The following is a 21,158-nucleotide window of genomic DNA, read 5'->3' as shown; positions in this document are numbered from 1 at the left end:
TCAACTATCATTGATAACCAAGCAAGTTAATTAAACTATACTACGCAAAAAAATTTTTGCGCGTTTTTGTTCGATATTTATGAGTTTTATTGAGCTAGCGCGTTGACAGATGTTGTTTCTTGTAAGCCCTCCTTCGTCAGGATCAAGGTGCGGTCGGCCATCGCGGCCGCCGCGTGCGAGTGCGTGACCATGATGGCACAGGCGCCGCTGGCCTTTATTTCCCTTTGTAACAGCCGCAGGATGGCGTCGGCGGTGTCGGGATCGAGGTTGCCGGTCGGCTCGTCGGCCAGCACCAGCGCGGGCCGGTGCACCAGGGCGCGCGCGATCGCCACGCGCTGCATTTCCCCACCGGAAAGTTGCTGCGGATAATCATGTTCGCGGCCCGCCAAGCCAACGGCCGCCAGCATGTCCGCCGCGCGCTGTTGTGGCATGCCATTGAGCAATAAGGGCAGGGCGACGTTTTGCAGCAAGCTCAAATGCGGCAGCACATGGAAGGCCTGGAAGATAAAACCCATGCGCTCGCGCCGCAGTTTCGTGGCGGCGTCGTCGTCCAGCGAGGCCATGGCGACGCCATCGACCAGGATGGGCGTGCCGGGTCCGGCGTCCGGGTGGTCGAGGCCCGCGATCAGATTGAGCAGCGTCGATTTGCCGACGCCCGATTCGCCCATGATGGCGACGAACTCGCCGGCGCGAAAGCGGTAGGACAGGCCGGACAGCACGGGATGGCCGTTGGCATACGATTTATACAGTTTACGTAATTCGAGCATCGTCTTCCTTGGATTGAACGTCAGCGCGTCAAGACGCGCCGCAGCGCGAAGCTGACGGCATCGACCAGGGCCACCAGCAGCAGCATGGCCAGGATCACCGTCGCCGCCTTCTGCATCTGGAACAGCGAGAGATGATACTTCAGCATCTGACCCAGGCCGCCCGCGCCCACCACGCCCAGGATGGCGGCGGCGCGGATATTGTTCTCCCAGCGGTACAAGGTGTAGGACAGCATCTGCGGCAGTGTTTGCGGCAGCGTGGCGTAGAAGAAGGCCGCCAACGGCGGTGCGCCGTTGGCGCGCAGGCTTTGCTCCGGCAGCGGCGCGGCGTTTTCCAGCGCATCGGCGAACAGGCGTCCCAGCACGCCGGCCGTGTGGGCGGCCAGCGCGAGCGTGCCGGCAAAGGGGCCAAGGCCGGCGGCGATCAGCAGGATGGAGGCCCACACCAGCTCCGGCACCGAGCGCAATACATTGAGTAGCACGCGCACCATGGCGCGCGCGGCCCGGCCGAAGCGCCCCGCGCCGGGCAGGGCCAGCAGCATGCCGCCCGCCACCGCCAGCAAGGTGCCGAGGGCGGACATGGCCAGGGTTTCGCCGGTCGCCAGCGCGGTCTTGCGCAGGAAGCCGCTCCCCGTTTCGGGCGGCGCGAAGCTGGCCAGGAATTCGGCCACGCTGCCCACCGCGTCGGCGCTGAAGAAGTCGCGCCATTTCAGCGGCAGGCTGGCGAAGCTGGCGATGACCAGCGCCGCCAGGGCCAGGCCCAGCGCGGGACCGGACCAGTGCCGGCGCGGCGCGGGCGGCAGCGCCGGTGCGGCCTGGTCTTCCTGTTTGCTCATGCCAGCCTCCGGCGCAGCAGGCGCGAAAACAGGTCGGCCGCCGCCACCAGCAACACGAAGACCAGCAGCATGGACGCCACTTCGCCGCCGGCCAGCATCTTCATCGATTCATCCATGCGCTGGCCCAGGCCGCCGGCGCCGACAAAACCCATCACCACCGAGCCGCGGATCGCGCATTCCCAGCGGTAGATGGTGTAGGACAGCAGTTCCGGCGCCGCCTCCGGCAGCGCGCCGTAGCACAGCGCTGCCAGCCGTCCGCCGCCATTCATCAGCAGGCTGTCGCTGGCATGCGCTTCCGACGATTCGAGGATTTCGGCGTAGACCTTGCCCAGCATGCCGCAGTAGGTGAGGGCGATGGCCAGTACGCCGGCCGTGGGACCGAGGCCGACGATGCGCACCAGCAGCAGGGCCCACACCAGCTCCGGCACGCTGCGCAGCAGGACCAGCAGCCAGCGCACCAGCTGGCGCGCGGCGGCGGGCAGCACGCCCATGCGGCGCCGGCCCAGGCGCGAGATCGACAGGCGCTCGGTGACGATCAGCGTGGCGGGAATCGCGCCCAGCAAGGCCAGGCTCAGGCCCGCCGTGGCGATGGCGATGGTCTGCCAGGTTTCGCGCAGCAGCATGGCGAGAAATTCCGGCCCATGCGCGGGCGGCAGGAAGCCGGCCAGAAAGCGCCCGGTGGCGCTCAGGCTTTGCCGGTCGAACAGCACGGACGGCTTGAATTCGCTGGCCACCAGCATGGGCCATAGCAGCAGCAAGCCAAGCGCGGTATAGGTGACGCGGCCGCGCCAGGCGGGATCGGGATGGCGCTCGGCGTAAGGGACGGCGGGAATGTTTTGCATGCGCGTTCCGCTTACAGGCAGGCGCCGACGGCCAGCTTGTCCTGCAAGGTGTGCGGATGCGGCGAATTGGCGGGCGGCTGTTCGCCCAGATACAGCTCGGCGATCATCGCTTCCGTCACTTGCGCGCGCGGCAGGTCGAAGACGATGCGGCCCTCTTTCAAGGCGACGATGCGCGGGAAGTGGCTCAGCGCCAGATCGACCTGGTGCAGGCTGCACACCAGCGCCGCCTGGCGTTGCGCCGCTTCCTGCTGCAGGGTGTTGAGGGTCAATTGCGACAGGGCGGGATCGAGGGCCGACAAGGGTTCGTCCACCAGCAGCGCCTGCGCCGTCGAGAGCAGCAGGCGCGCCAGGCCGCAGCGCTGGCGTTCGCCGCCGGACAGGCGGTCGACGCGGGCATACAGCTTGTCGCCCAGATTAAAGCGCGACAGGGCGCGAAAGGCCGCTTCCGGATCGGCGGGGCGCAGCAGCGAGAGCAGCGCGCGCCACAGGCTCCAATGCGGCAGGCGCGCGGCCAGCACCGCCGTCACCACGCGCTGGCGCGGCGGCAGCGGCGGCGTTTGCGGCGCGAGGAAGAGGCGGGCGCGCAGGCGGTGGCGCTCGCCGTCGGATAGCGTCCACGGATCGCCGCCGAACGTTTCGAAACGTCCTGAGTCAGGCTGATGGGCGCAGGCCAGGGTGGCCAGCAGGGTGGTCTTGCCCGCGCCGGAAGGGCCGATCAGGGCGACCTGCTCGCCGGGCGCGATATGCAGATTGATGTCTTGCAGGGCCAGCGCGCGCGTGCCGCCGATATGGCGCACCGCGAGCCGTTCCAGGCGATACACGGCCGCTCCCTGCGGCAGGGCGCTGGCGGGGAGCGGGTTTGCTGCCGGCGCCGCGCGGGCGCCGTCTTCTTTGCTGCTGGAATCCATCGCTTACTTTTTCAACAGTCCCGCATTCTTGGCGGCGGCCTCGATGGCGGCGTAGTTCTCAGCCTTGGTGGGAATGAATTTGGAGGCGCGCTGCAAGTCCAGAATCGCCTTGCCTTCCGCATTGTCGGCGCTCAGCGCGAGGAAGGCGTCGCTGATTTTTTTCTTCAGCTCGGGAGCCATGTCGGCGCGCACGGTCCAGTTATAGTCGTAGTAGCCGGGCGTGGTGTAGAACACGCGCACCGCATGGGTATCGACCTTTTTCTCGCCCACCAGCTTTTCCCACACCGAGATATTCAGCGCGCCCGCATCGACCTTGCCGCCTGCCACGGCTGCCACGGTGGCGTCGTGCGCGCCGGAATAGGCTACGCGTTTCAGGTCGCTGTCCGGATCGATCTTGGCGGCCAGCAGGAAGGAGCGCGGCATCAGGTGGCCCGAGGTCGAAGATTCGGAGCCGAAGCTGAGCGTGCGGCCTTTCAGGTCTTCCAGCTTGTTGATGTCCTTGGTGGTGGTGATGAAGACCGAACGGAATTTTTCGTCCTCGGCGCGCTGCACCAGCGGCACCACCTGACCCTTGCTGCGTTCCTTGGCCTGCACGAAGGTGAAGCCGCCGAACCAGACCATGTCCAGCTTCTTGTTGATCAAGCCTTCGACCGAGGCGGCGTAATCGGTGACGGGGGTGAACTCCACCTTCATGCCCAGTTTCTTTTCCAGATACTCGCCCAGCGGCTTGAACTTGCGCTGCAACTCGGTCGGCGCCTCGTCCGGAATGGCGGACACGCGCAGCACCTGCTGCGCGAGCGAGGGCGCGGACGCCAGCATCAGGCCGGCGCCCAGGGCGGCGCACAGCAGGGATTTCATGGTACGCAGGGCAGAGTGGCTCATGGTGCGATAGACCTTTCGGTGAGGGGTTGTTGCGGGTGCTTGTTATTTCGTCAAACAGTGCAAGGAAGCACTGAGCGGCGTGGCGAACGCCCGTTTTTGGATATTCAGCTATGATAACAAAAATGTCATCGGCGCCGGGGCGGCTGGACCGGCATGGCTCAGCCGCGATGGCTTCCAACAACTCCGAGAAAGAGCCCGATATGCCTTTGTCCCGTACTGCGGCGATGCGCGTTGTTTCGCCGGCCATCCCAGCCATACCGCTCGGCATAGCCCACGCCGCACCGGCCATCGTGGCCGAGATCAGTGCCGGACTGCTGGCGCCCGCCGCGCATACCTCGCCCAAGTATCTCTACGACAGTCTCGGCTCGCGCCTGTTCGAGGCGATTTGCGAACTGCCCGAATACTATCCAACGCGCACCGAGGCGGCCATTTTCGCCAGCCACGGCGCGGAAATGGCGGACTGCATCGGCACGGGCGCCACGCTGATCGACCTGGGCGCCGGCAATTGCGCCAAGGCGGCCAGCCTGTTTCCGCTGCTGCAGCCGGCGCAGTATGTGCCGGTCGATATCGCGCGCGATTTTCTGAACGAGGCCGTGAGCCGCTTGCGGCAGCGCTTTCCCGCCATCGAAATGACGGCGCTGGCGCTGGACTTCTCCGGCCATTTCGAGCTGCCCGCCGCGGTGCGCGCGCAGCGCCGCACTTTCTTTTACCCCGGTTCCTCGATCGGCAACTTCGCCCCGCATGAAGCCATCGCCTTCCTGCGCCGCCTGCGCGGCCAGGCCTGCGCCGACGGCGGCCTGTTGATCGGCGTCGACCTGATCAAGGACAGCGCCGTGCTGGATGCGGCTTACGACGACGCCATCGGCGTGACCGCGGCCTTCAACCTGAATATGCTGCGCCACCTGAATCATCTGGTCGGCGCGGATTTCGATGTGGGCCAGTGGCGTCACCGCGCCTTCTTCAATGCCGAGGAAAGCCGCATCGAAATGCACCTGGAAGCGCGCACCGCGCTGACGGTGAATTGGCCTGGCGGCCAGCGCGATTTCGCGCGCGGCGAACGCATTCATACCGAGGATAGTTATAAGTACACGCGCGACAGCTTTGCCGAGCTGCTGCGCGATGCCGGCTTTGCCGAAGATGGCGTATGGACCGATGCCGCGGGCTGGTTCGCCGTCTTCCACGCCAAGGCCGTCAGCGAATAAGAAGAAGGAGGGGATATGCATATGTATGACAGCGGTCTGTGGACCGCGCGCTACGCCGCCGTGCGTCAGCGTTCGCTGGACCTGGCCGCGCCGCTCAGCGATGAGGATTGCTGCGTGCAGTCGATGCCTGACGCCAGCCCGATCAAATGGCATCTGGCCCATACCACCTGGTTTTTCGAGACCTTTATCCTGGAGCAGTTGGAGACGGATTTTCAGCCCTTCCATCCGGCTTTCCGCATGCTGTTCAATTCCTATTACAACGGCGTGGGCGACAAGCATCCGCGTCCACGCCGTGGCCTGCTGACGCGGCCCGGCTTGTCCGAGGTGCGCGCTTACCGCGCCAATGTGGACCAGCGCATGGCGCGCCTGCTGGGCAGCGCTCTCGATGCCGCCGCGCGTGACAGGCTGGCCATGCTGCTCACGCTGGGCTTGGAGCACGAGCAGCAGCACCAGGAGCTGATGCTGACCGATGTGAAGCATCTGCTGGCGCAAAATCCAATCAATCCCGCTTATGCCGCCGAAGCGCTGGCGCCGGCAGCCGCTGCCGCGCCGCTGGAGTGGCTGGCGCTGGACGGTGGCTTGTGCGATATCGGCCACCAGGGCGAGGGCTTCTGCTTCGACAACGAGCTGCCGCGCCACCGCCAGTATGTCGCGCCTTTCGCGCTGGCCTCGCGCCTGTTGACGAATGGCGAGTATCTGGCTTTTATCGAAGCGGGCGGCTACCGCGACCCGTCGTTATGGCTGGCCGAGGGCTGGGACTGGGTCGGCAGCATGGGCTTGCGCCATCCGCTGTATTGGCAGCAGGACGAGGCGGGGCAGTGGTGGGAATTTACTTTGCATGGCCTGCAGCGGCTGGACGCAAACCGGCCCGCCACGCATATTTCCCTGTTCGAAGCCGACGCCTGCGCCCACTGGATGGGTGCGCGCCTGCCGAGCGAGGCGGAATGGGAACTGGCGGCGCATGCGGCCGGCGCGACGCTCGAATGCGGCGGCCTGCATCCAGGCGCCATGTCGGCGCCGCAAGGGCCCCTGCAGCAGATGTTCGGCCATTGCTGGCAGTGGACCAGCAGCAGCTACGCGCCGTACCCCGGCTACCGCGCCGCCGCCGGCGCGCTGGGCGAATACAACGGCAAGTTCATGGTCAACCAGTATGTGCTGCGCGGCTCGTCCTGCGCCACGCCGGAAGGGCATGCGCGCGCCAGCTACCGCAACTTCTTCCCGGCCGGCGCGCGCTGGCAGTTCAGCGGCATCCGCCTGGCGCGCACTTCAGCTTGAACGTATCAGCTTGAGCTGGCGGCTGGCCGCCAGGCGGCGTTCGCCGGAGAGCTGGAACTGGGCGACCAGCGTTTCCAGCTTGTTTGCCTGATCCTGCATGGCGGCCGATGCGGCCGCCGCCTGTTCCACCAGCGCCGCGTTCTGCTGTGTCACATCGTCCATCTGCGAAATGGCCTGGTTCATCTGCTCGATGCCGTCGGTCTGCTCGCTGGTGGCCAGCGAAATGTCGCCCATGATATCGGTCACGCGGCGCACGGCGTTCACCACTTCGCCCATCGTCTCCCCGGCCTGCTGCACCAGTTTGGCGCCATCGTCGACCTTGTTGACCGAGTCGGAAATCAGTTCCTTGATTTCGCGCGCGGCCGTGGCCGAACGCTGCGCCAGGTTGCGCACTTCCGAGGCCACCACGGCAAAGCCGCGCCCCTGCTCGCCGGCGCGCGCCGCTTCCACCGCGGCGTTCAGGGCCAGGATATTGGTCTGGAAAGCGATGCTGTCGATGACGGCAATAATATCCACCACCTTGCGCGAAGAGTCGTTGATCGATCCCATGGTGTGCACTACCTGGGATACCACCTCGCCGCCGCGCTGCGCCACTTCGGATGCGGAATGGGCCAGCTGGTTGGCTTGGCGCGCATTGTCCGCGTTCTGCTTGACGGTCGACGTCAGCTGTTCCATCGACGAGGCGGTTTCCTCCAGCGAACTGGCCTGGGCCTCGGTGCGCGAGGAGAGGTCCATATTCCCGCTGGCGATCTGGCTCGACGCGCTGGCGATGGCGCCGGTGCCGTGCCGCACCTGGCTGACGATATTGGCCAGGTTGTCGTTCATCTCCTTCAAGGCATGCAGCAATTCGCCCGCTTCGTCCTGGCCCGCTTCTTCGATATGGCTGCTCAAATCGCCGCCGGCCACGGCGCGCGCCACTTTCAGCGCGTAGCCGATGGGATTGGTGATCGATTGCGAGATGCGGTAGGCCAGAATCACGCCCAGCAGCACAGCGGCCACGCCCAGGCCAGCCATCAGCCGGCTGGCCATGCTGATATCGGACTTGATCAGGGCGCCATGGTCGCTGACCAGGGAGCGCTGCAAATCGTTGAGGGACTTGATGCTGTTTTGCAGCTGGCGCAGCTGGGGCAGGGTTTCCCCCTGCATCTGCTGGCCTGCGGCCTCGCGCTGGCCCTCATCGAGCAGCTTGATCACCTTGCCGAAGGACTGTACGTAGGCGGCCCGTTCGCGCTTGATGGTCTGCATCAATTCCCGCCCCTGGGGCAGGTAGACCAGCTTGTCCAGCGTGTCCATGGCGTTGGTGATGGTGGTCCTGTTGGCGGCGATCTGCGTCTTGATGGCGGCGACCTCACCGGAACCGGCAATGAAAAGCTCCAGCACCAGGGCGGAATTGGATCGGGTGGTGGTGGCAATGGTGGCGGCGGCATCCGCCTTGATCCAGTCCTTGTCGATGATGGTGGAACTCATATCGCCAATGCTGGACAGTCTTTGCAGCCCAACCAGAATCAGCGCGATCATCAGCAGAAAGACAGCGCCGAAGCCGATGCCGAGCCGGGTCCCGATTTTCAGGTTTGCCATAACCATGCCGCTTCTCCTTTGCCAGGATGCGTGGGGAGAAACCAGTATAGCAATGGGGATTCGCCAGTGTCAGCGCAGGCCGCGCAGATGATGGGAATAAGAGACAGGATAGGCGAGGAAGGCAGCGGAAGGAGGGAGGGCTTCCGCTGCCGCCTACGGTTCGCACACCGTGGCAAGTCACATGATAGTCGATCCGCGCTTAAGCCGCTACTTGTTGGCTAGCTGCCGCCGCTTCTTTCATTTTCAGCTGGCGGTTGACGGCGCTCAGCACCGCCTTGAAGGAGGCGGTGACGATATTGCTGTCGATGGCGGCGCCGAACAGGGTAGGGCCGTTTTCAAGACGCAGCTCGACGTAGCAGGCCGCCTTGGCGTTGGCGCCGTGGCCGATGGCGTGTTCGTGGTAGTCCATCAGCTTGATATCCAGGCCGAGCGCGTCGACGAAGGCGTCGATCGGACCGTTGCCGCCGCCTTGCAGGGCCATTGGCGCCTGGCGGTGGAGCAGGGCGATATCGATCTGCACCGGCTCGTCGCTGCTGCTGTCTTCCACCATCTTGTGCGCGGTGTAGGCGTAAGGCGCGGTCTGCTCCAGGTATTCGCGCTGGAAGATCTCGTGAATGCCTTCGGAGGTGATTTCCAGGCCGGTCTGGTCGGCCACTTTCTGCACGGCGCGGCTGAATTCGATCTGCAGGCGGCGCGGCAGCACCAGGCCGTAATCCTGTTCCAGCAGATAGGACATGCCGCCCTTGCCGGACTGGCTGTTCACGCGGATCACCGCGTCGTAGCTGCGTCCCAGGTCGGCCGGATCGATCGGCAGATAGGGGATTTCCCAGATCGCGTCGGGCTGCTGCTGGGCGAAGCCTTTCTTGATCGCGTCCTGGTGCGAGCCGGAGAAGGCGGTGAACACCAGGTCGCCCACGTACGGGTGGCGTGGATGCACGGGCAACTGGTTGCATTCTTCCACCAGCTTGCGCACCGAATCGATATCGGAGAAATCGAGGCCGGGATGCACGCCCTGGGTGTAGAGGTTCAAGGCCAGCGTCACCAGGTCCACATTGCCGGTGCGCTCGCCGTTGCCGAACAGGCAGCCTTCGACGCGGTCGGCGCCCGCCATCACGGCCAGTTCGGCCGAGGCGACGGCGGTGCCGCGGTCATTGTGGGGATGCACGCTGATGATGATGGAATCGCGGCGCGCCAGCTTGCGCGACATCCATTCGATCTGGTCGGCATACACGTTCGGCGTGCTGCATTCCACGGTCGACGGCAGGTTGATGATCATCTTCTTCTGCGGCGACGGCTGCCAGATGGCGCTCACGGCGTCGCAGATATGCTTGGAGAAATCGAGCTCGGTGGTGGAGAAGGATTCCGGCGTGTACTCGAAGCCCCATTCGGTTTCAGGATGTTGGGCCAGCAGTTCTTTCACCAGCTTGGCGCCGGTGGTGGCGATATTGGTGATCTCTTCGCGCGACATGCCGAACACCACTTTGCGGAACACCGGCGCCACCGAGTTGTACAGGTGGACGATGGCGTGCTTGGCGCCCGCTGCCGCCTCCACGGTGCGGCGGATCAGTTCTTCGCGCGACTGGGTCAGCACAATGATGGTCACGTCGTCCGGGATGCGCTTTTCGTCGATCAGCATGCGCACGAAATCGAAGTCGGTCTGCGAAGCCGAGGGGAAGCCCACTTCGATTTCCTTCAAGCCGATCTTCACCAGCAGGTCGAAGAAGCGCAGTTTTTTCTCGATGCTCATCGGCTCGATCAGCGCCTGGTTGCCATCGCGCAGATCGGTGCTCATCCAGATCGGCGGCTTGCTGATGATGGCGTTGGGCCACTGGCGGTCGGACAATTGAACGGCGGGGAAGGCGCGGTATTTGGCGGCTGGGTTCTGCAACATCATGGTGTACTCCTGGAGTCTCTCAAATCGGGAAAGCCGAACGGGTCGGACTACTTGCATGTGGCGGATGGCTGCCTGATGGCCACGGGGCGCTAGACCAGGCAACCGATCGGTAGTTTTAGCAGTAGGGGCAGCAGAGGGCGCAGCGGCGCACGCACGCCAGCCGTCAGGGCGATCGAAGCGCCTGCGCGGAATGGAGTCGGGGTGGCCGTTGTGAACATCGGTGCAATCTTTCCTGGGTTTTGGGACTTCGCGCGGCTCGTGGCCGGCGCGGGTACAACAGAGAACGCGAATTAAGCGCGTGCTAGTAGGCGCGTTGCTAGCGATAGGGCGCTAGCGAACGGCAGCAGGAAAGCGGATAGATGCAGATGCGTGAACATGGGCTTTAATGTAAGTGATGAACTTTGCAGCTGTCAAGCAGAAAAAGGCCGTACAAACTTCGGAACATAAAAAAAGCGCCGCATCTAGCGGCGCTTGTGCTGATCGTACTACAGCGATCAGGCTTGCTTGCGGCGGCGCGCGGCGAAGCCGACGAAGGCCAGGCCACCCATCAGCAGGGCCCAGGTTTGCGGCTCTGGTACGGCGCTGATGTTTTTGTATGGCTCGTAGCCGATTTCCAGTGCGGAGGACAGGGAATTGGCGATGACATTGCCTTCCAGGTGGCCGCCGCCGAGGATGTCGGCCTTGTTCGCCAGGATGGTGCCGTAGGCGAAGGTGCCCACGGTCACGCTGCTGGCGTCGAGGAAGTTGTACAGCAGACGGTCGCGCAGGTCTTTCAGTTGGCCGTCCTGGCCGCCGGTGATGCTGAACTTACCGCCACCCACCACGTTGATCACCACGTGGGCATCGGCCCTCACGTCCTGCAGGAACAGGTTGGACAGGTTGCTGCTGTTGATGGTGAAGACCTGGATGTCCGACTTATTGTCGCCGGTCAGGTAGGTGCCGCCCCATTTGTTTTCCACCAGGCCGTTGCTGGAGAGCTTGCCCAGGTTGGAGGACAGGTTGGTCAGCTGGGTCTTGGCCGCGCCGAAGTCCACCACGCCGGTCTGTTTGCGCAGATCGTGGTAGCCGTTGGCCGACAGGTTTTTGCCGCCGTAGACGCCGTAGCCAGGAGCTTTCGTGTATTCGGTGATCGGGCCAACCGAAGCGTTGGTGTTCACATTGGTGGTTGGGCCGTTGAAGATATCGCCGGTGCCCAGTTTCACGTTGCCGCCCACGACCAGGCTTGGACCTTTGCTGCCGTAAGGCGCGCGGTAGCCGATGGAGGCGTTGGCGGTCACGTCGCCACCGACGGCCAGGCGGCCTTCGATGTCGGTGAAGTTTTTGGCGTTGCCGTAGAAGAAGCCGCTATAGCCGGAAGCCACACCCAGATCGATGGCGGTTGCGCCAGCTTGCAGAGGGAGCAGCAGGGATGCGCCCAGCAGGGCGGGAAGCAGTTTTGCGAATTTTGGCATGGTATTAAATTGGTATTGTTGATCGGTTTTGATACGAACCGCAGCATTTCAGGTTCGAATTATATCAAAAAAATAATGATATTTTCACCGGAACAACGATTGTTACAATTTTTAGTACCAGTTTAGTACCGCACCCGGGCTTCCCTTATGACGTATTTTTAAGCATCCACCTGCACGCGCGGGGCGCCGCTGCGCATTTCCCCGATGACGGCGGCGTGGGCGAAACCTTCGCGCGCGAACAAGGCCAGCACTTCATCGACGCTATCCGCCGCGCAGGACACCAGCAGGCCGCCCGAGGTTTGCGGGTCGGTCAGCAGGGTGTGCTGGGCCGGGCTGATGGCGGGCGACAGGCTGACGTCCTGGCCATAGGCTTCCCAGTTGCGGCCGGAGGCGCCGGTGAAATAGCCGTCCTTGGCCAGCTGTTCGACACCGGGCAGCAGGGGAATGCGGCCCATGTCCAGGCGCGCTTCCAAGCCGGCGCCGCGCGCCAGTTCCAGCAGGTGGCCGAGCAGGCCGAAGCCGGTGACGTCGGTCAGCGCATGCACGCCGGCCAGCTCGGAGAGTGCCTTGCCCGGCTTGTTCAATTTGGTGGTGTTGGCGATCATGGCCTGGTAGCCATCCGCGTCCAGCACATTCTTTTTCAGCGCGGCCGAGAGCACGCCCACGCCCAGCGGTTTGCCGAGGATGAGCACATCGCCGTCCTTGGCATCGGCGTTGCGCTTGACCTTGGACGGGTGCACCAGGCCCATGACCACCAAGCCGTAGATCGGCTCCACCGAGTCGATGGTGTGGCCGCCCGCGATGGGAATGCCCGCCTCGGCGCAGACAGCCTCGCCGCCCTTGATGATCTGGCCGATGGTTTCCAGCGGCAGCTTGTTGATCGGCATGCCGACCAGGGCCAGGGCCATGATGGGCGTGCCGCCCATGGCATACACGTCCGAGATGGCGTTGGTGGCGGCGATGCGGCCGAAGTCGAAGGGATCGTCGACGATGGGCATGAAGAAGTCGGTGGTGGCGATCAGCGCCTGCTCTTCGTTCAGCTTATAGACGGCGGCATCGTCCGAGGTTTCGATGCCCACCATGAGTTCCTTCGGCAGCGGGAAGCCCTGGCTGTTCTTCAGGATATTGGCCAGCACGCCGGGCGCGATCTTGCAGCCGCAGCCGCCGCCGTGGGAGAAGGAAGTCAGTTTGATTGGTTCGGTGCTCATGGTCGTCGCGCGGGAAGAAGGGGAATGCAGCGGATTATCCACCAAGCCAGAGGCTTTTGCCGAAAAAGCCGCTACAATCGATACGTGGTTATTATTTATGCAAACTGTTTTGATAAGAAAGGACCAGCATGATCTTCAAGCGTATCGCCATTGCCGCCGCCTTGACCGCGGCCTTAGGGGCAGCAGGTTCCGTCATCGCGGCGGGAGAACAGAAAGTGGTGGCGATACGCGCCGGTAAATTGATCGATGTGGAGAAAGGCACGGTGCTGCGCGACCAGGTCATCATCGTCACCGGCGAGCGCATTACTTCGGTAGGGCCGAGCAGCGCGGTCCAAGTGCCGGCGGGCGCGGAAGTGGTCGATCTCTCCTCGCAGACGGTGCTGCCCGGCCTGATCGACGCGCATACCCATCTGACCAGCGACGCCTATCTGAACGGCTACAACTCGCTCGGCGTGTCCGACATCCGCTCCGCGCTGTACGCGGTGCGCGCCGCGCGCGTGACGCTCGATGCCGGCTTTACCACGGTGCGCAATGTGGGCGCGGGCGGCTTTGGCGACGTGGCTCTGCGCGACGCCATCAACGACGGCGACATCGTCGGCCCGCGCATGCGCACCTCGGCCTATGCCCTGAGCATCAAGGGCGGGCATTGCGACAACAACCTGCTGGCGCACGACTTCAACTACACCGAACGCGGCGTGGCCGACGGCCCATGGGCGGCGCGCGCCAAGGTGCGCGAGATGGTGAAGTTCGGCGCCGATGTGATCAAGGTCTGCGCCTCGGGCGGCGTGCTGTCCAAGGGCGACGAGCCGGGTGCCGCGCAATACACGCTGGAAGAGCTGCAAGCCATCGTCGACGAAGCGCACAAACTGGGACGCAAGGTCGCGGCCCACGCCCACGGCGCCACCAGCATCAAGGACTCCATCCGTGCCGGCGTCGATTCGGTGGAGCATGCCAGCCTGATTGACGAAGAAGGTATCAAGCTGGCAAAAGAGAAGGGCACCTGGCTGGTGATGGACATCTACAACGACGACTTCATCCTGCAGGAAGGCGCGAAAGCGGGCATGCTGCCCGAGTCGATCGAGAAGGAGTGCGCCCTGGGTCAGCTGCAAAGGGATAACTTCAAGAAGGCCTGGCAGGGCGGCGCCCGCATGGCCTTCGGCTCCGACGCAGGCGTCTACCCGCACGGCGACAACGCCCGCCAGTTCAAGTACATGACCCAATACGGCATGACCTCGATGCAGGCCATCCAGGCCGCCACCGTGCACGCCGCCGACCTGCTGGGCTGGAAAGACCGCATCGGCACGATCACCGTCGGCAAATACGCCGACATCATCGCCGCCCCCGGCGACGTCGCCGCCGATGCCAGCCAGCTCACCAAGGTCAGCTTCGTCATGAAAGGCGGCGCCATCATCCGCCGCTAAGGCCGAGCCCGTGTCCACCTTGGTGCCTGACACCAAGGTGGACACGGGCTGGACTGTGGCTTATTTCTTCAGGTGGCTGTCGAGCCAGTTGATCACGGTGTGGTGCCACATGATCGAGTTGGCGGGTTTCAGCACCCAATGGTTCTCATCCGGGAAGACCAGCAGCTTGCTTTCGATGCCTTGGCGTTGCAGGGCAGTGAAGGTGCCCAGCGCTTGCGAGGTCGGGATGCGGAAATCGAGGTCGCCCTGGATCACCAGCATCGGCGTTTTCCATTTGCTGACGTGGTGGACCGGGTTGAATTTCTCGTAGCCGTTCGGGTTGGCGTAGTAGGTGCCGCCGTTTTCCCGTTCGGTGAACCACAGTTCTTCGGTGGCGTAGGCCATGCCGCGCTGGTCGAACACGCCGTCGTGGTTGACCAGGCAGCGGAAGCCGTCGTTCCAGTTGCCGGCGATCCAGTTCATCATGTAGCCGCCATACGATGCGCCCAGGGCGCAGCTGCGCTCGCGGTCCAGCCATGGGAATTTCTGGGCTGCCGCGGCCAGGCCTTTTTGCAGGTCTTCCAGCGGTTTGCCGCCCCAGTCATTGCTGATCGAGTCGGTGAACTGCTGGCCGTAGCCGGTCGAGCCGTGGAAGTCGATGAAGACGGTGGCGTAGCCTGCGCCTGCATAAACTTGTGGATTCCAGCGGTAGCTCCAGGAGTTGCCGAAGCTGCCCTGCGGGCCGCCATGCACCAGGAAGGCGACCGGATATTTCTGGCCCGGCTGGGCGTTCCATGGCTTCATCACGTGGCCGTACACGGTTTCGCCGTTGGCGCCAGTGAAGGAGAACTGCTCGTACTCGCCCATGCGCACATCGGCCAGGCGTTCGGCGTTCAGATTGGTCAGCTGGGCCGCTTTCGGCTCGGCGCCGCCGTCGGCCTTCAGCTTGAACAGCTGGGCGCCGGAGGACAGGCTGGCCTGGGCTACGACCACGGTGTCGCCGCGCACGTCGAATTCGCCGGCGTAGCCTTTGCCGGTCAGCGCGGTGACTTTGCCGCTGGCCGCGTCCAGCGAGAACAGGCGGTGCTGGCCGACGTCATCGGCGGTGGCCAGCAGGGCCTTGCCGTCAGGACGCCAGCGGTAGTCGGCGATGGAGCGGTCCCAGCTCTCGGCCAGCACGCGCTTCTTGCCGCTGGCGACATCCATCAGCACCATGTGGAAGCGGTCGGCTTCGAAGCCGGGACGCTTCATGGCGACATAGGCCAGGGTCTTGCCGTCCGGGGAGAAGGAAGGCTTGGTGTCCCAGGCCGGATTGTCGGCGGTCAGGTTGCGCGGCTCCTTGCCGCCGGCTGCCGGCACTTCGTACAGGTCGAAATTGGTGGACCAGGATTCGGTCTTGCCCGCCACGCGCACCGAGAACACGATGCTCTTGCCATCCGGGCTGAACTGATATTCGCCATGGTCGCCGAAAGGCTTGGACGGCACGTCGCCATCGAGCGCGCCGCTTAGGTTGACCGGGGCGGCGGAAACGCGGCCGCTGATGTCCAGCGGGGCGCTGTACAGCACATTGCGGCGGCCGTCGGCCCAGGTGTCCCAGTGGCGCACGAACATCTGGTCATACAGCTTGCCGGTGGCCTTGTTCTTGGCCTGCTCGTCGCCGCGCTTTTTGCTGCAGGCCAGGTCGGCGCAGTCGCGGAAGACGGCAAAGCTCAGGGCCAGGCGGTCGCCCTTGGGCGAGAGGCGGAAGCTTTCCACGTCCAGCGGCAGGTCGGTGACCTTGGCCGCTTCGCCGCCGCCCACCGGCAGGCGCCAGACCTGGGACGAGCCGGAACGGCCCGACAGGAAGTAGATCGCATCGCCATTGGCCGACCATTCCGGATCGCGGCTGCTGGAATCGTGCTGCGTCAGCTGCTGCGGCGCCGGCTTGGCGGCGCGCAGATCGATCATCCACAGCTGCGTGGCGCCGCGGTTCTTTTCCATATTCGTGCTGCGCACGGTGTACACGACGCGGCTGGCGTCCGGCGACAGCACCGGGCTGCCCACGCGGTCCATGTTGGCGAGGTCTTCAACGGTCAGGCCGCGCGGCGCGGCCACGGCACTGGTGGCCGCAGCGATGGCGGCGCCCATTACCAGCAGGCGTAAAGTCATTCGGTATCTCCGATCTGGTTATAGAAAGACCAGCGCGCGGGGCTGGCCGAGCGCGCATGATACCAAGGTTGCTGGCCGCAAGTGTATTTCCGGCTCGCGCTTGCAACTATAATGTCGTGAGCATCTAGTTCTGTGGAGACCATTGCATGAGGCGTTTCGGGGTGTGGCTGCGTACGGCGCTGATGGCGCTGCTCTTTGCCGTGGTGATCCTGTTCACCCAGACGTGGTTCTTCAAGCCCTTGAAGCTGGAGTGGTTTTACACGCGCGCCTTCGCCTCGCTGGCGCTGGAAAGCCCGGAAATGCTGACCAGCCTGGGCATGCTGTCCGGCTGGCTGGATTTTCACAGCAGCCGCCTGGACGACGCTTCGCTGGCCCAGGAGCGCGCCACGGCCGACGAGTTGCGCGCCAATATGGCCACGCTGGAGGAGTACGACCGCAATGCCCTCGGCCGCGCCGACCAGCTGTCCTACGATATCCTGCACTACTACCTGCGCATGGAAATCGAAGGCGAGGCCTTCCAGCGCCATTTCTTCGAATTCAATCCGGCGTTTGGCGAGCAGAATGCCCTGCCCGAGTTTATGACGGAACTGCATCAGATCCGTAGCAAATCCGAGGCCAAGGCCTATATTGCGCGCCTGCGCCTGTTCCCGCAGAAGTTCGCGCAAAAGCTGGAAGGCACGCGGCTGAGCGAGGAGCAGGGCATTTTCATGCCGCGCTTTGCCATCGAACGCGTGCTGGAGCAGATGCAGGCCTATACCGGCAAACCGGCCAAGGAACATCAGCTTTACCTGAATCTGCGCGACAAGCTGGCCGCCATCCCCGCTGAAAGCATGGACGAGGCGACCCGCGCCAAGCTGCTGGCCGATGCCGAATCGGCCATCCGCCACCAGGTCTATCCGGCTTATGCCCAATTGATCGCCCATTACGCCGATCTGCTGCCGCGCGTGATGAGCAGCCACGGCGCCTGGAGCATGCCCGATGGCGACGCCTATTACGCCTGGGCCGTGCGCACGCACACCACCACCGATCTGTCGCCGCGCCAGGTGCACGAGCTGGGCCTGGCCGAAGTGGCCAAGGTCGGCGCGCAGATGGACAAGATTCTGCAGGCCCATGGCCTGCGCGAGGGCAGCATCGGCGCCCGCGTGCAGCAGTTGGCGAGCGACCCGCGCCAGCACTATCCTGATACGACGGAAGGCCGCCAAGCGCTATTGGAGCGTTTCCGCGTCCTGGTCAGCGAGGCGGACCGCAATATGAGCCAGGCCTTCGACCTGCGTCCCAAGCAGAAACTGGAAGTGCGCGCGGTACCGGAGGTGTCCCAGGCCAGCGGCGCGGGCGCCTACTATGTGCCGGCCGCGATCGACGGCAGCCGTCCCGCCGTCTTCTACGTGAACTTGCGCGCGCCGCGCGAAGTGCCGAAATTCGCCATGCGTACCGTGGTGTATCACGAAACCATGCCGGGCCACCATATGCAGATGTCGGTGGCGCAGGAGATGACGGACGTGCCTTTCTTCCGCCGTGTGATTCCCTTCACCGCCTATCAGGAAGGCTGGGGCTTGTACGCCGAGCGCCTGGCCGGCGAAATGGGTCTGGAACCCGATCCGCTCGACAGCCTTGGACGCCTGCGCGACGAGATGATGCGCGCCACCCGCCTGGTGGTCGATAGCGGCATCCACTACAAGCGCTGGACGCGCGAGCAGGCGATTGCCTATATGATGGAAAATACCGGCATGGGCGAGCAGGAGGTGACGGCGGAGGTGGAGCGCTACTTCGTCCTGCCCGGCTATGCGTTGGCTTACAAGGTAGGCATGCTGACCATACTGGGTATGCGCGAACGCGCCAAGCAGGAGCTGGGGGATAAGTTCGACCTGAAGCAGTTCCACCGTGAGGTATTGAGCCACGGCGCCCTGCCGCTGATCGTGCTGAACCGCGTGGTGGACGACTGGATCGCCGTGCGCCGCAAAGGCTGAGGCTTCGCGTAAACGAAAAAGGGCTGGCATTGCGCCAGCCCTTTTTGCTATCCGCGAAGGATTACAGCAGGTCTTGGGCCAGGGCGGCCAGACGGGCGCTGTAAGCAACTGGATCGACCGGCTTGCGCGCCACGCCGCTGCGCGCCGCCGCGGCAGCGATCTTCGGCGTCACTTCGCTCAGCAGACGCTCGTCCAGCAAGCCAGGCACCACATAGTCCTTGCCGAAGCGCGCGTCGGCGCGGGCCAGGCCAGCCAAGGCGGTCACGCAAGCGCGCTTCATTTCCTGGTTGATGGTCGATGCGTGGGAGTCCAGCGCCGCGCGGAACAGGTAAGGGAAGCACAGGGCGTTGTTGATCTGGTTCGGGTAGTCCGAACGGCCGGTGGCGATCACCGCATCCGGCGCCACTTCGCGCACCAGCTCCGGACGCAGTTCCGGGTCGGGATTGGCCAGGGTGAAGACGATCGGGCTTGCCTTCATCTTCTGCACATCCGCCTGCGACAGCAGGCCAGGACCGGACAGGCCGAGGAAGACGTCGGCGCCTTCGATCACCTGCGACAGCGTGGTCGCCTGCGTATCCTGGGCCCAGGCGCGCTTCTCTTCGGTCAGCTCGCGCGCGGTGCTCAGCACGCCCTTGGAGTCGCAGACGAAGATGTTCTCGCGGCGCGCGCCGATATCGACCAGCAGTTCCAGGCAGGCGATGGCTGCGGCGCCCGCGCCGGAGCAGACGATTTTCACGTCGGCGATATCGCGGCCGGTCAGTTCCACCGCGTTCAGCATGCCGGCGCCGACCACGATGGCGGTGCCGTGCTGGTCGTCATGGAAGACCGGAATCGACAGGCGTTCGCGCAGCTTGCGCTCGATGTAGAAGCATTCCGGCGCCTTGATGTCTTCCAGGTTGATGCCGCCGAAGGTCGGGTGCAGGGCGGCGATGATGTCCACCAGCTTGTCCGGATCGGTTTCGTCGATCTCGATGTCGAAGGCGTCGATGCCGGCGAACTTCTTGAACAGCACGACTTTGCCTTCCATCACAGGCTTGCCGGCCAGTGCGCCGATATTGCCCAGGCCCAGAACGGCGGTGCCGTTGGTGATGACCGCCACCAGATTGCCCTTGGCGGTGTAGTCGTAGGCCAGCTCGGGATCGCGTTGGATCTCCACGCATGGCACAGCCACGCCGGGAGAGTAAGCCAGCGCCAGGTCATCCTGGCTGGCCACACTCTTGGTGACGGCGGTGGCGATTTTGCCGGGGCTGCCGGCTTTATGGTATTCGAGGGCTTTTTTCTCAAGCGTGCTCATAATTTTTATCTTTCTCCGATGCGACAAACGCCCGCACGGCGCAAAGCCTGTGCGGGCGCGTTCTGGCGAGCATCCGGTGGGACGCCCGTCAGGCTGTGTATTAAGGGTACAGGCCGCGTACTTCGCGCGCTTGCAGCACGCGGGTGCACGCCAGGATGAAGGTCGCGGTACGCAGCGAAACCTTCTTCTCTTGTGCCACATCCCATACCGACTTGAATGCGTCTTGCATGATGCGGGTCAGACGGGCGTTGATCTCTTCTTCGGTCCAGAAGAAGCTGGAGAAGTCCTGCACCCATTCGAAGTAGGACACGGTCACGCCGCCGGCGTTAGCCAGCACGTCCGGTACGATCAGCACATCCTTGTCGTTCAGGATGTCGTCCGCTTCCGGCGTGGTAGGGCCGTTAGCGCCTTCGAGGATGATCTTGGTGCGGATCTTCGGTGCGTTGGCAGCGGTGATCTGCTGTTCCAGTGCGGCCGGGATCAGGATGTCGGACTCGATGCCCCAGAAGGCGTCGCGGTCCAGCTGTGCTTCCGCGCCCGGGAAGCCGGCAACGCCACCAGCTTCTGCCACGTGCTTATGCAGCAGGGCCACATCCAGGCCGCCTTGGTGCACCACGGTGCCGGTGTGATCCTGAACGGCGATCACTTTGGCGCCAGCTTCAGCGAACATGTTAGCAGCAATGCCGCCCACGTTGCCGAAACCTTGAACGGCGACACGTGCGCCCTTGATTGCCACGCCGCGTTTCGCAGCGGCTTCCACGCCGACCACGAACACGCCACGGCCGGTCGCTTCGCGGCGGCCCAGCGAACCACCCAGCGAGATTGGCTTACCGGTTACAACGCCGGTCGACAGGTTGCCTTCGATCATGGAGTAGGAGTCCATCATCCATGCCATCACCTGTTCGTTGGTGTTGACGTCCGGTGCCGGGATGTCCTTGGTTGGGCCGATGATCATGCTGATTTCGCTGGTGTAGCGGCGGGTCAGGCGCTGCAGTTCACCACGCGACAGGGTTTTCGGATCAACACGGATACCGCCTTTGGCGCCGCCGTATGGGACGTTGACGGCCGCGTTTTTCACGGTCATCCATGCCGACAGGGCCATCACTTCGGACAGGGTTACGTCCTGGTGGAAGCGCACGCCGCCCTTGCCTGGGCCGCGCGACATATTGTGCTGCACGCGGTAGCCTTCGAAGTGGGCGATGGAGCCGTCGTCGCGCTCGATCGGCACGTCAACGGTCAGGATGCGCTTAGGGCGCTTCAGGGTTTCCACCCAGCGCGACAGGCCGCCAAGGTGGGGGGTAACGCGGTCGATCTGTTTCAGGTACTGACCCCATGGGCCGAGGTCTTCGGGATTGAGGTAGGAAGGCAGTGCGTGATTCGTCATTGTGTGACTCCTGATTCGCGGTGTGTTTGTTCGTTATGGCGCCGCGCATGGGCTGCGGCGGCAGGCGAGCGAATCATAGGCTTGAGTCAACAGTGCGGCCAATGCCGTATCAGCATCCGGCTATG

Annotated in this window: 15 protein-coding genes and 2 pseudogenes; 4 read left to right on the top strand and 13 right to left on the bottom strand. The window is 64.0% G+C overall.

What is annotated here, in order from left to right; genetic code table 11:
• Positions 1-86: 86 nt before the first annotated feature.
• From FHS03_RS07370 to FHS03_RS07350, 5 genes are read right to left on the bottom strand one after another with little or no spacing between them, the layout of a single operon-like run.
• Positions 87-767: an ABC transporter ATP-binding protein gene (locus FHS03_RS07370; protein ID WP_183440358.1), complete on the bottom strand. Its 681-nt coding sequence runs from the start codon at positions 765-767 to the stop codon at positions 87-89.
• Positions 768-787: 20 nt separating this feature from the next.
• A complete protein-coding gene (gene phnE / locus FHS03_RS07365; protein ID WP_183440357.1) occupies positions 788-1,600 on the bottom strand; it encodes a phosphonate ABC transporter, permease protein PhnE in 813 nt (270 codons plus the stop codon).
• Positions 1,597-2,442: a PhnE/PtxC family ABC transporter permease gene (locus FHS03_RS07360; RefSeq protein WP_183440356.1), complete on the bottom strand. Its 846-nt coding sequence runs from the start codon at positions 2,440-2,442 to the stop codon at positions 1,597-1,599. The genes phnE and FHS03_RS07360 overlap by 4 nt, the downstream gene beginning before the upstream one ends.
• Before the next feature lie 11 nt (positions 2,443-2,453).
• On the bottom strand, positions 2,454-3,350 hold the full coding sequence (locus FHS03_RS07355; RefSeq protein ID WP_183440355.1) for a phosphonate ABC transporter ATP-binding protein: 897 nt from the start codon (positions 3,348-3,350) through the stop codon (positions 2,454-2,456).
• A 3-nt stretch (positions 3,351-3,353) separates the two neighbouring features.
• Complete coding sequence (locus FHS03_RS07350) at positions 3,354-4,232, bottom strand: putative selenate ABC transporter substrate-binding protein (RefSeq protein ID WP_183440354.1); 879 nt, start codon at positions 4,230-4,232, stop codon at positions 3,354-3,356.
• Positions 4,233-4,432: 200 nt separating this feature from the next.
• On the opposite strand from FHS03_RS07350, the gene egtD reads away from it, so the two are divergent.
• Together egtD and egtB are read left to right on the top strand one after the other, a co-directional pair.
• On the top strand, positions 4,433-5,434 hold the full coding sequence (egtD, locus tag FHS03_RS07345) for an L-histidine N(alpha)-methyltransferase (protein WP_183440353.1): 1,002 nt from the start codon (positions 4,433-4,435) through the stop codon (positions 5,432-5,434).
• A gap of 15 nt (positions 5,435-5,449) precedes the next feature.
• The gene (gene egtB / locus FHS03_RS07340) at positions 5,450-6,709 is read left to right on the top strand and encodes an ergothioneine biosynthesis protein EgtB (protein ID WP_183440352.1); all 1,260 of its coding nucleotides are present in this window, start codon (positions 5,450-5,452) and stop codon (positions 6,707-6,709) included.
• Here the strand turns inward: egtB and FHS03_RS28515 are convergent.
• The 5 genes and pseudogenes from FHS03_RS28515 to selD form a co-directional block, all read right to left on the bottom strand.
• On the bottom strand, positions 6,701-8,293 hold the full coding sequence (locus FHS03_RS28515) for a methyl-accepting chemotaxis protein (protein WP_183440351.1): 1,593 nt from the start codon (positions 8,291-8,293) through the stop codon (positions 6,701-6,703). The genes egtB and FHS03_RS28515 overlap by 9 nt on opposite strands.
• Positions 8,294-8,486: 193 nt before the next feature.
• Complete coding sequence (gene leuA, locus FHS03_RS07330) at positions 8,487-10,181, bottom strand: 2-isopropylmalate synthase (protein WP_183440350.1); 1,695 nt, start codon at positions 10,179-10,181, stop codon at positions 8,487-8,489.
• A 494-nt stretch (positions 10,182-10,675) separates the two neighbouring features.
• Positions 10,676-10,765, bottom strand: a pseudogene (locus tag FHS03_RS28620) (PEPxxWA-CTERM sorting domain-containing protein); the annotation flags it as partial.
• Between the two features lie 18 nt (positions 10,766-10,783).
• Positions 10,784-11,632: pseudogene (locus tag FHS03_RS07325) on the bottom strand (choice-of-anchor A family protein); the annotation flags it as partial.
• A gap of 158 nt (positions 11,633-11,790) precedes the next feature.
• Positions 11,791-12,840: a selenide, water dikinase SelD gene (gene selD / locus FHS03_RS07320; RefSeq protein ID WP_183440348.1), complete on the bottom strand. Its 1,050-nt coding sequence runs from the start codon at positions 12,838-12,840 to the stop codon at positions 11,791-11,793.
• Positions 12,841-12,968: 128 nt separating this feature from the next.
• Between selD and FHS03_RS07315 the strand changes: the two genes are divergently transcribed.
• On the top strand, positions 12,969-14,261 hold the full coding sequence (locus FHS03_RS07315) for a Xaa-Pro dipeptidase (RefSeq protein WP_183440347.1): 1,293 nt from the start codon (positions 12,969-12,971) through the stop codon (positions 14,259-14,261).
• A gap of 60 nt (positions 14,262-14,321) precedes the next feature.
• Here FHS03_RS07315 and FHS03_RS07310 read toward each other — a convergent pair whose 3' ends face one another.
• Positions 14,322-16,388 carry a S9 family peptidase gene (locus tag FHS03_RS07310; RefSeq protein WP_183440346.1) on the bottom strand — a complete coding sequence of 689 codons (2,067 nt, stop codon included), beginning with the start codon at positions 16,386-16,388 and terminating at the stop codon, positions 14,322-14,324.
• A 146-nt stretch (positions 16,389-16,534) separates the two neighbouring features.
• On the opposite strand from FHS03_RS07310, the gene FHS03_RS07305 reads away from it, so the two are divergent.
• The gene (locus tag FHS03_RS07305; RefSeq protein WP_183440345.1) at positions 16,535-18,355 is read left to right on the top strand and encodes a DUF885 domain-containing protein; all 1,821 of its coding nucleotides are present in this window, start codon (positions 16,535-16,537) and stop codon (positions 18,353-18,355) included.
• A 61-nt stretch (positions 18,356-18,416) separates the two neighbouring features.
• On the opposite strand, the gene FHS03_RS07300 is transcribed toward FHS03_RS07305, so the two are convergent.
• Together FHS03_RS07300 and FHS03_RS07295 are read right to left on the bottom strand one after the other, a co-directional pair.
• Positions 18,417-19,649 (bottom strand): malic enzyme-like NAD(P)-binding protein, encoded by a 1,233-nt coding sequence (locus tag FHS03_RS07300; RefSeq protein ID WP_183440344.1) that lies wholly within the window; start codon positions 19,647-19,649, stop codon positions 18,417-18,419.
• 100 nt (positions 19,650-19,749) lie between these two features.
• Positions 19,750-21,033, bottom strand: coding sequence for a Glu/Leu/Phe/Val family dehydrogenase (locus FHS03_RS07295; RefSeq protein WP_176348516.1), 1,284 nt, complete (start codon positions 21,031-21,033; stop codon positions 19,750-19,752).
• Between the last annotated feature and the right edge of the window lie 125 nt (positions 21,034-21,158).

Source organism: Pseudoduganella violacea, from assembly GCF_014191875.1.
GTDB lineage: Bacteria > Pseudomonadota > Gammaproteobacteria > Burkholderiales > Burkholderiaceae_D > Rugamonas > Rugamonas violacea_A.
Note: the sequence above shows the minus strand (reverse complement) of the source record. Positions and strands in the feature narration are given on the sequence as shown.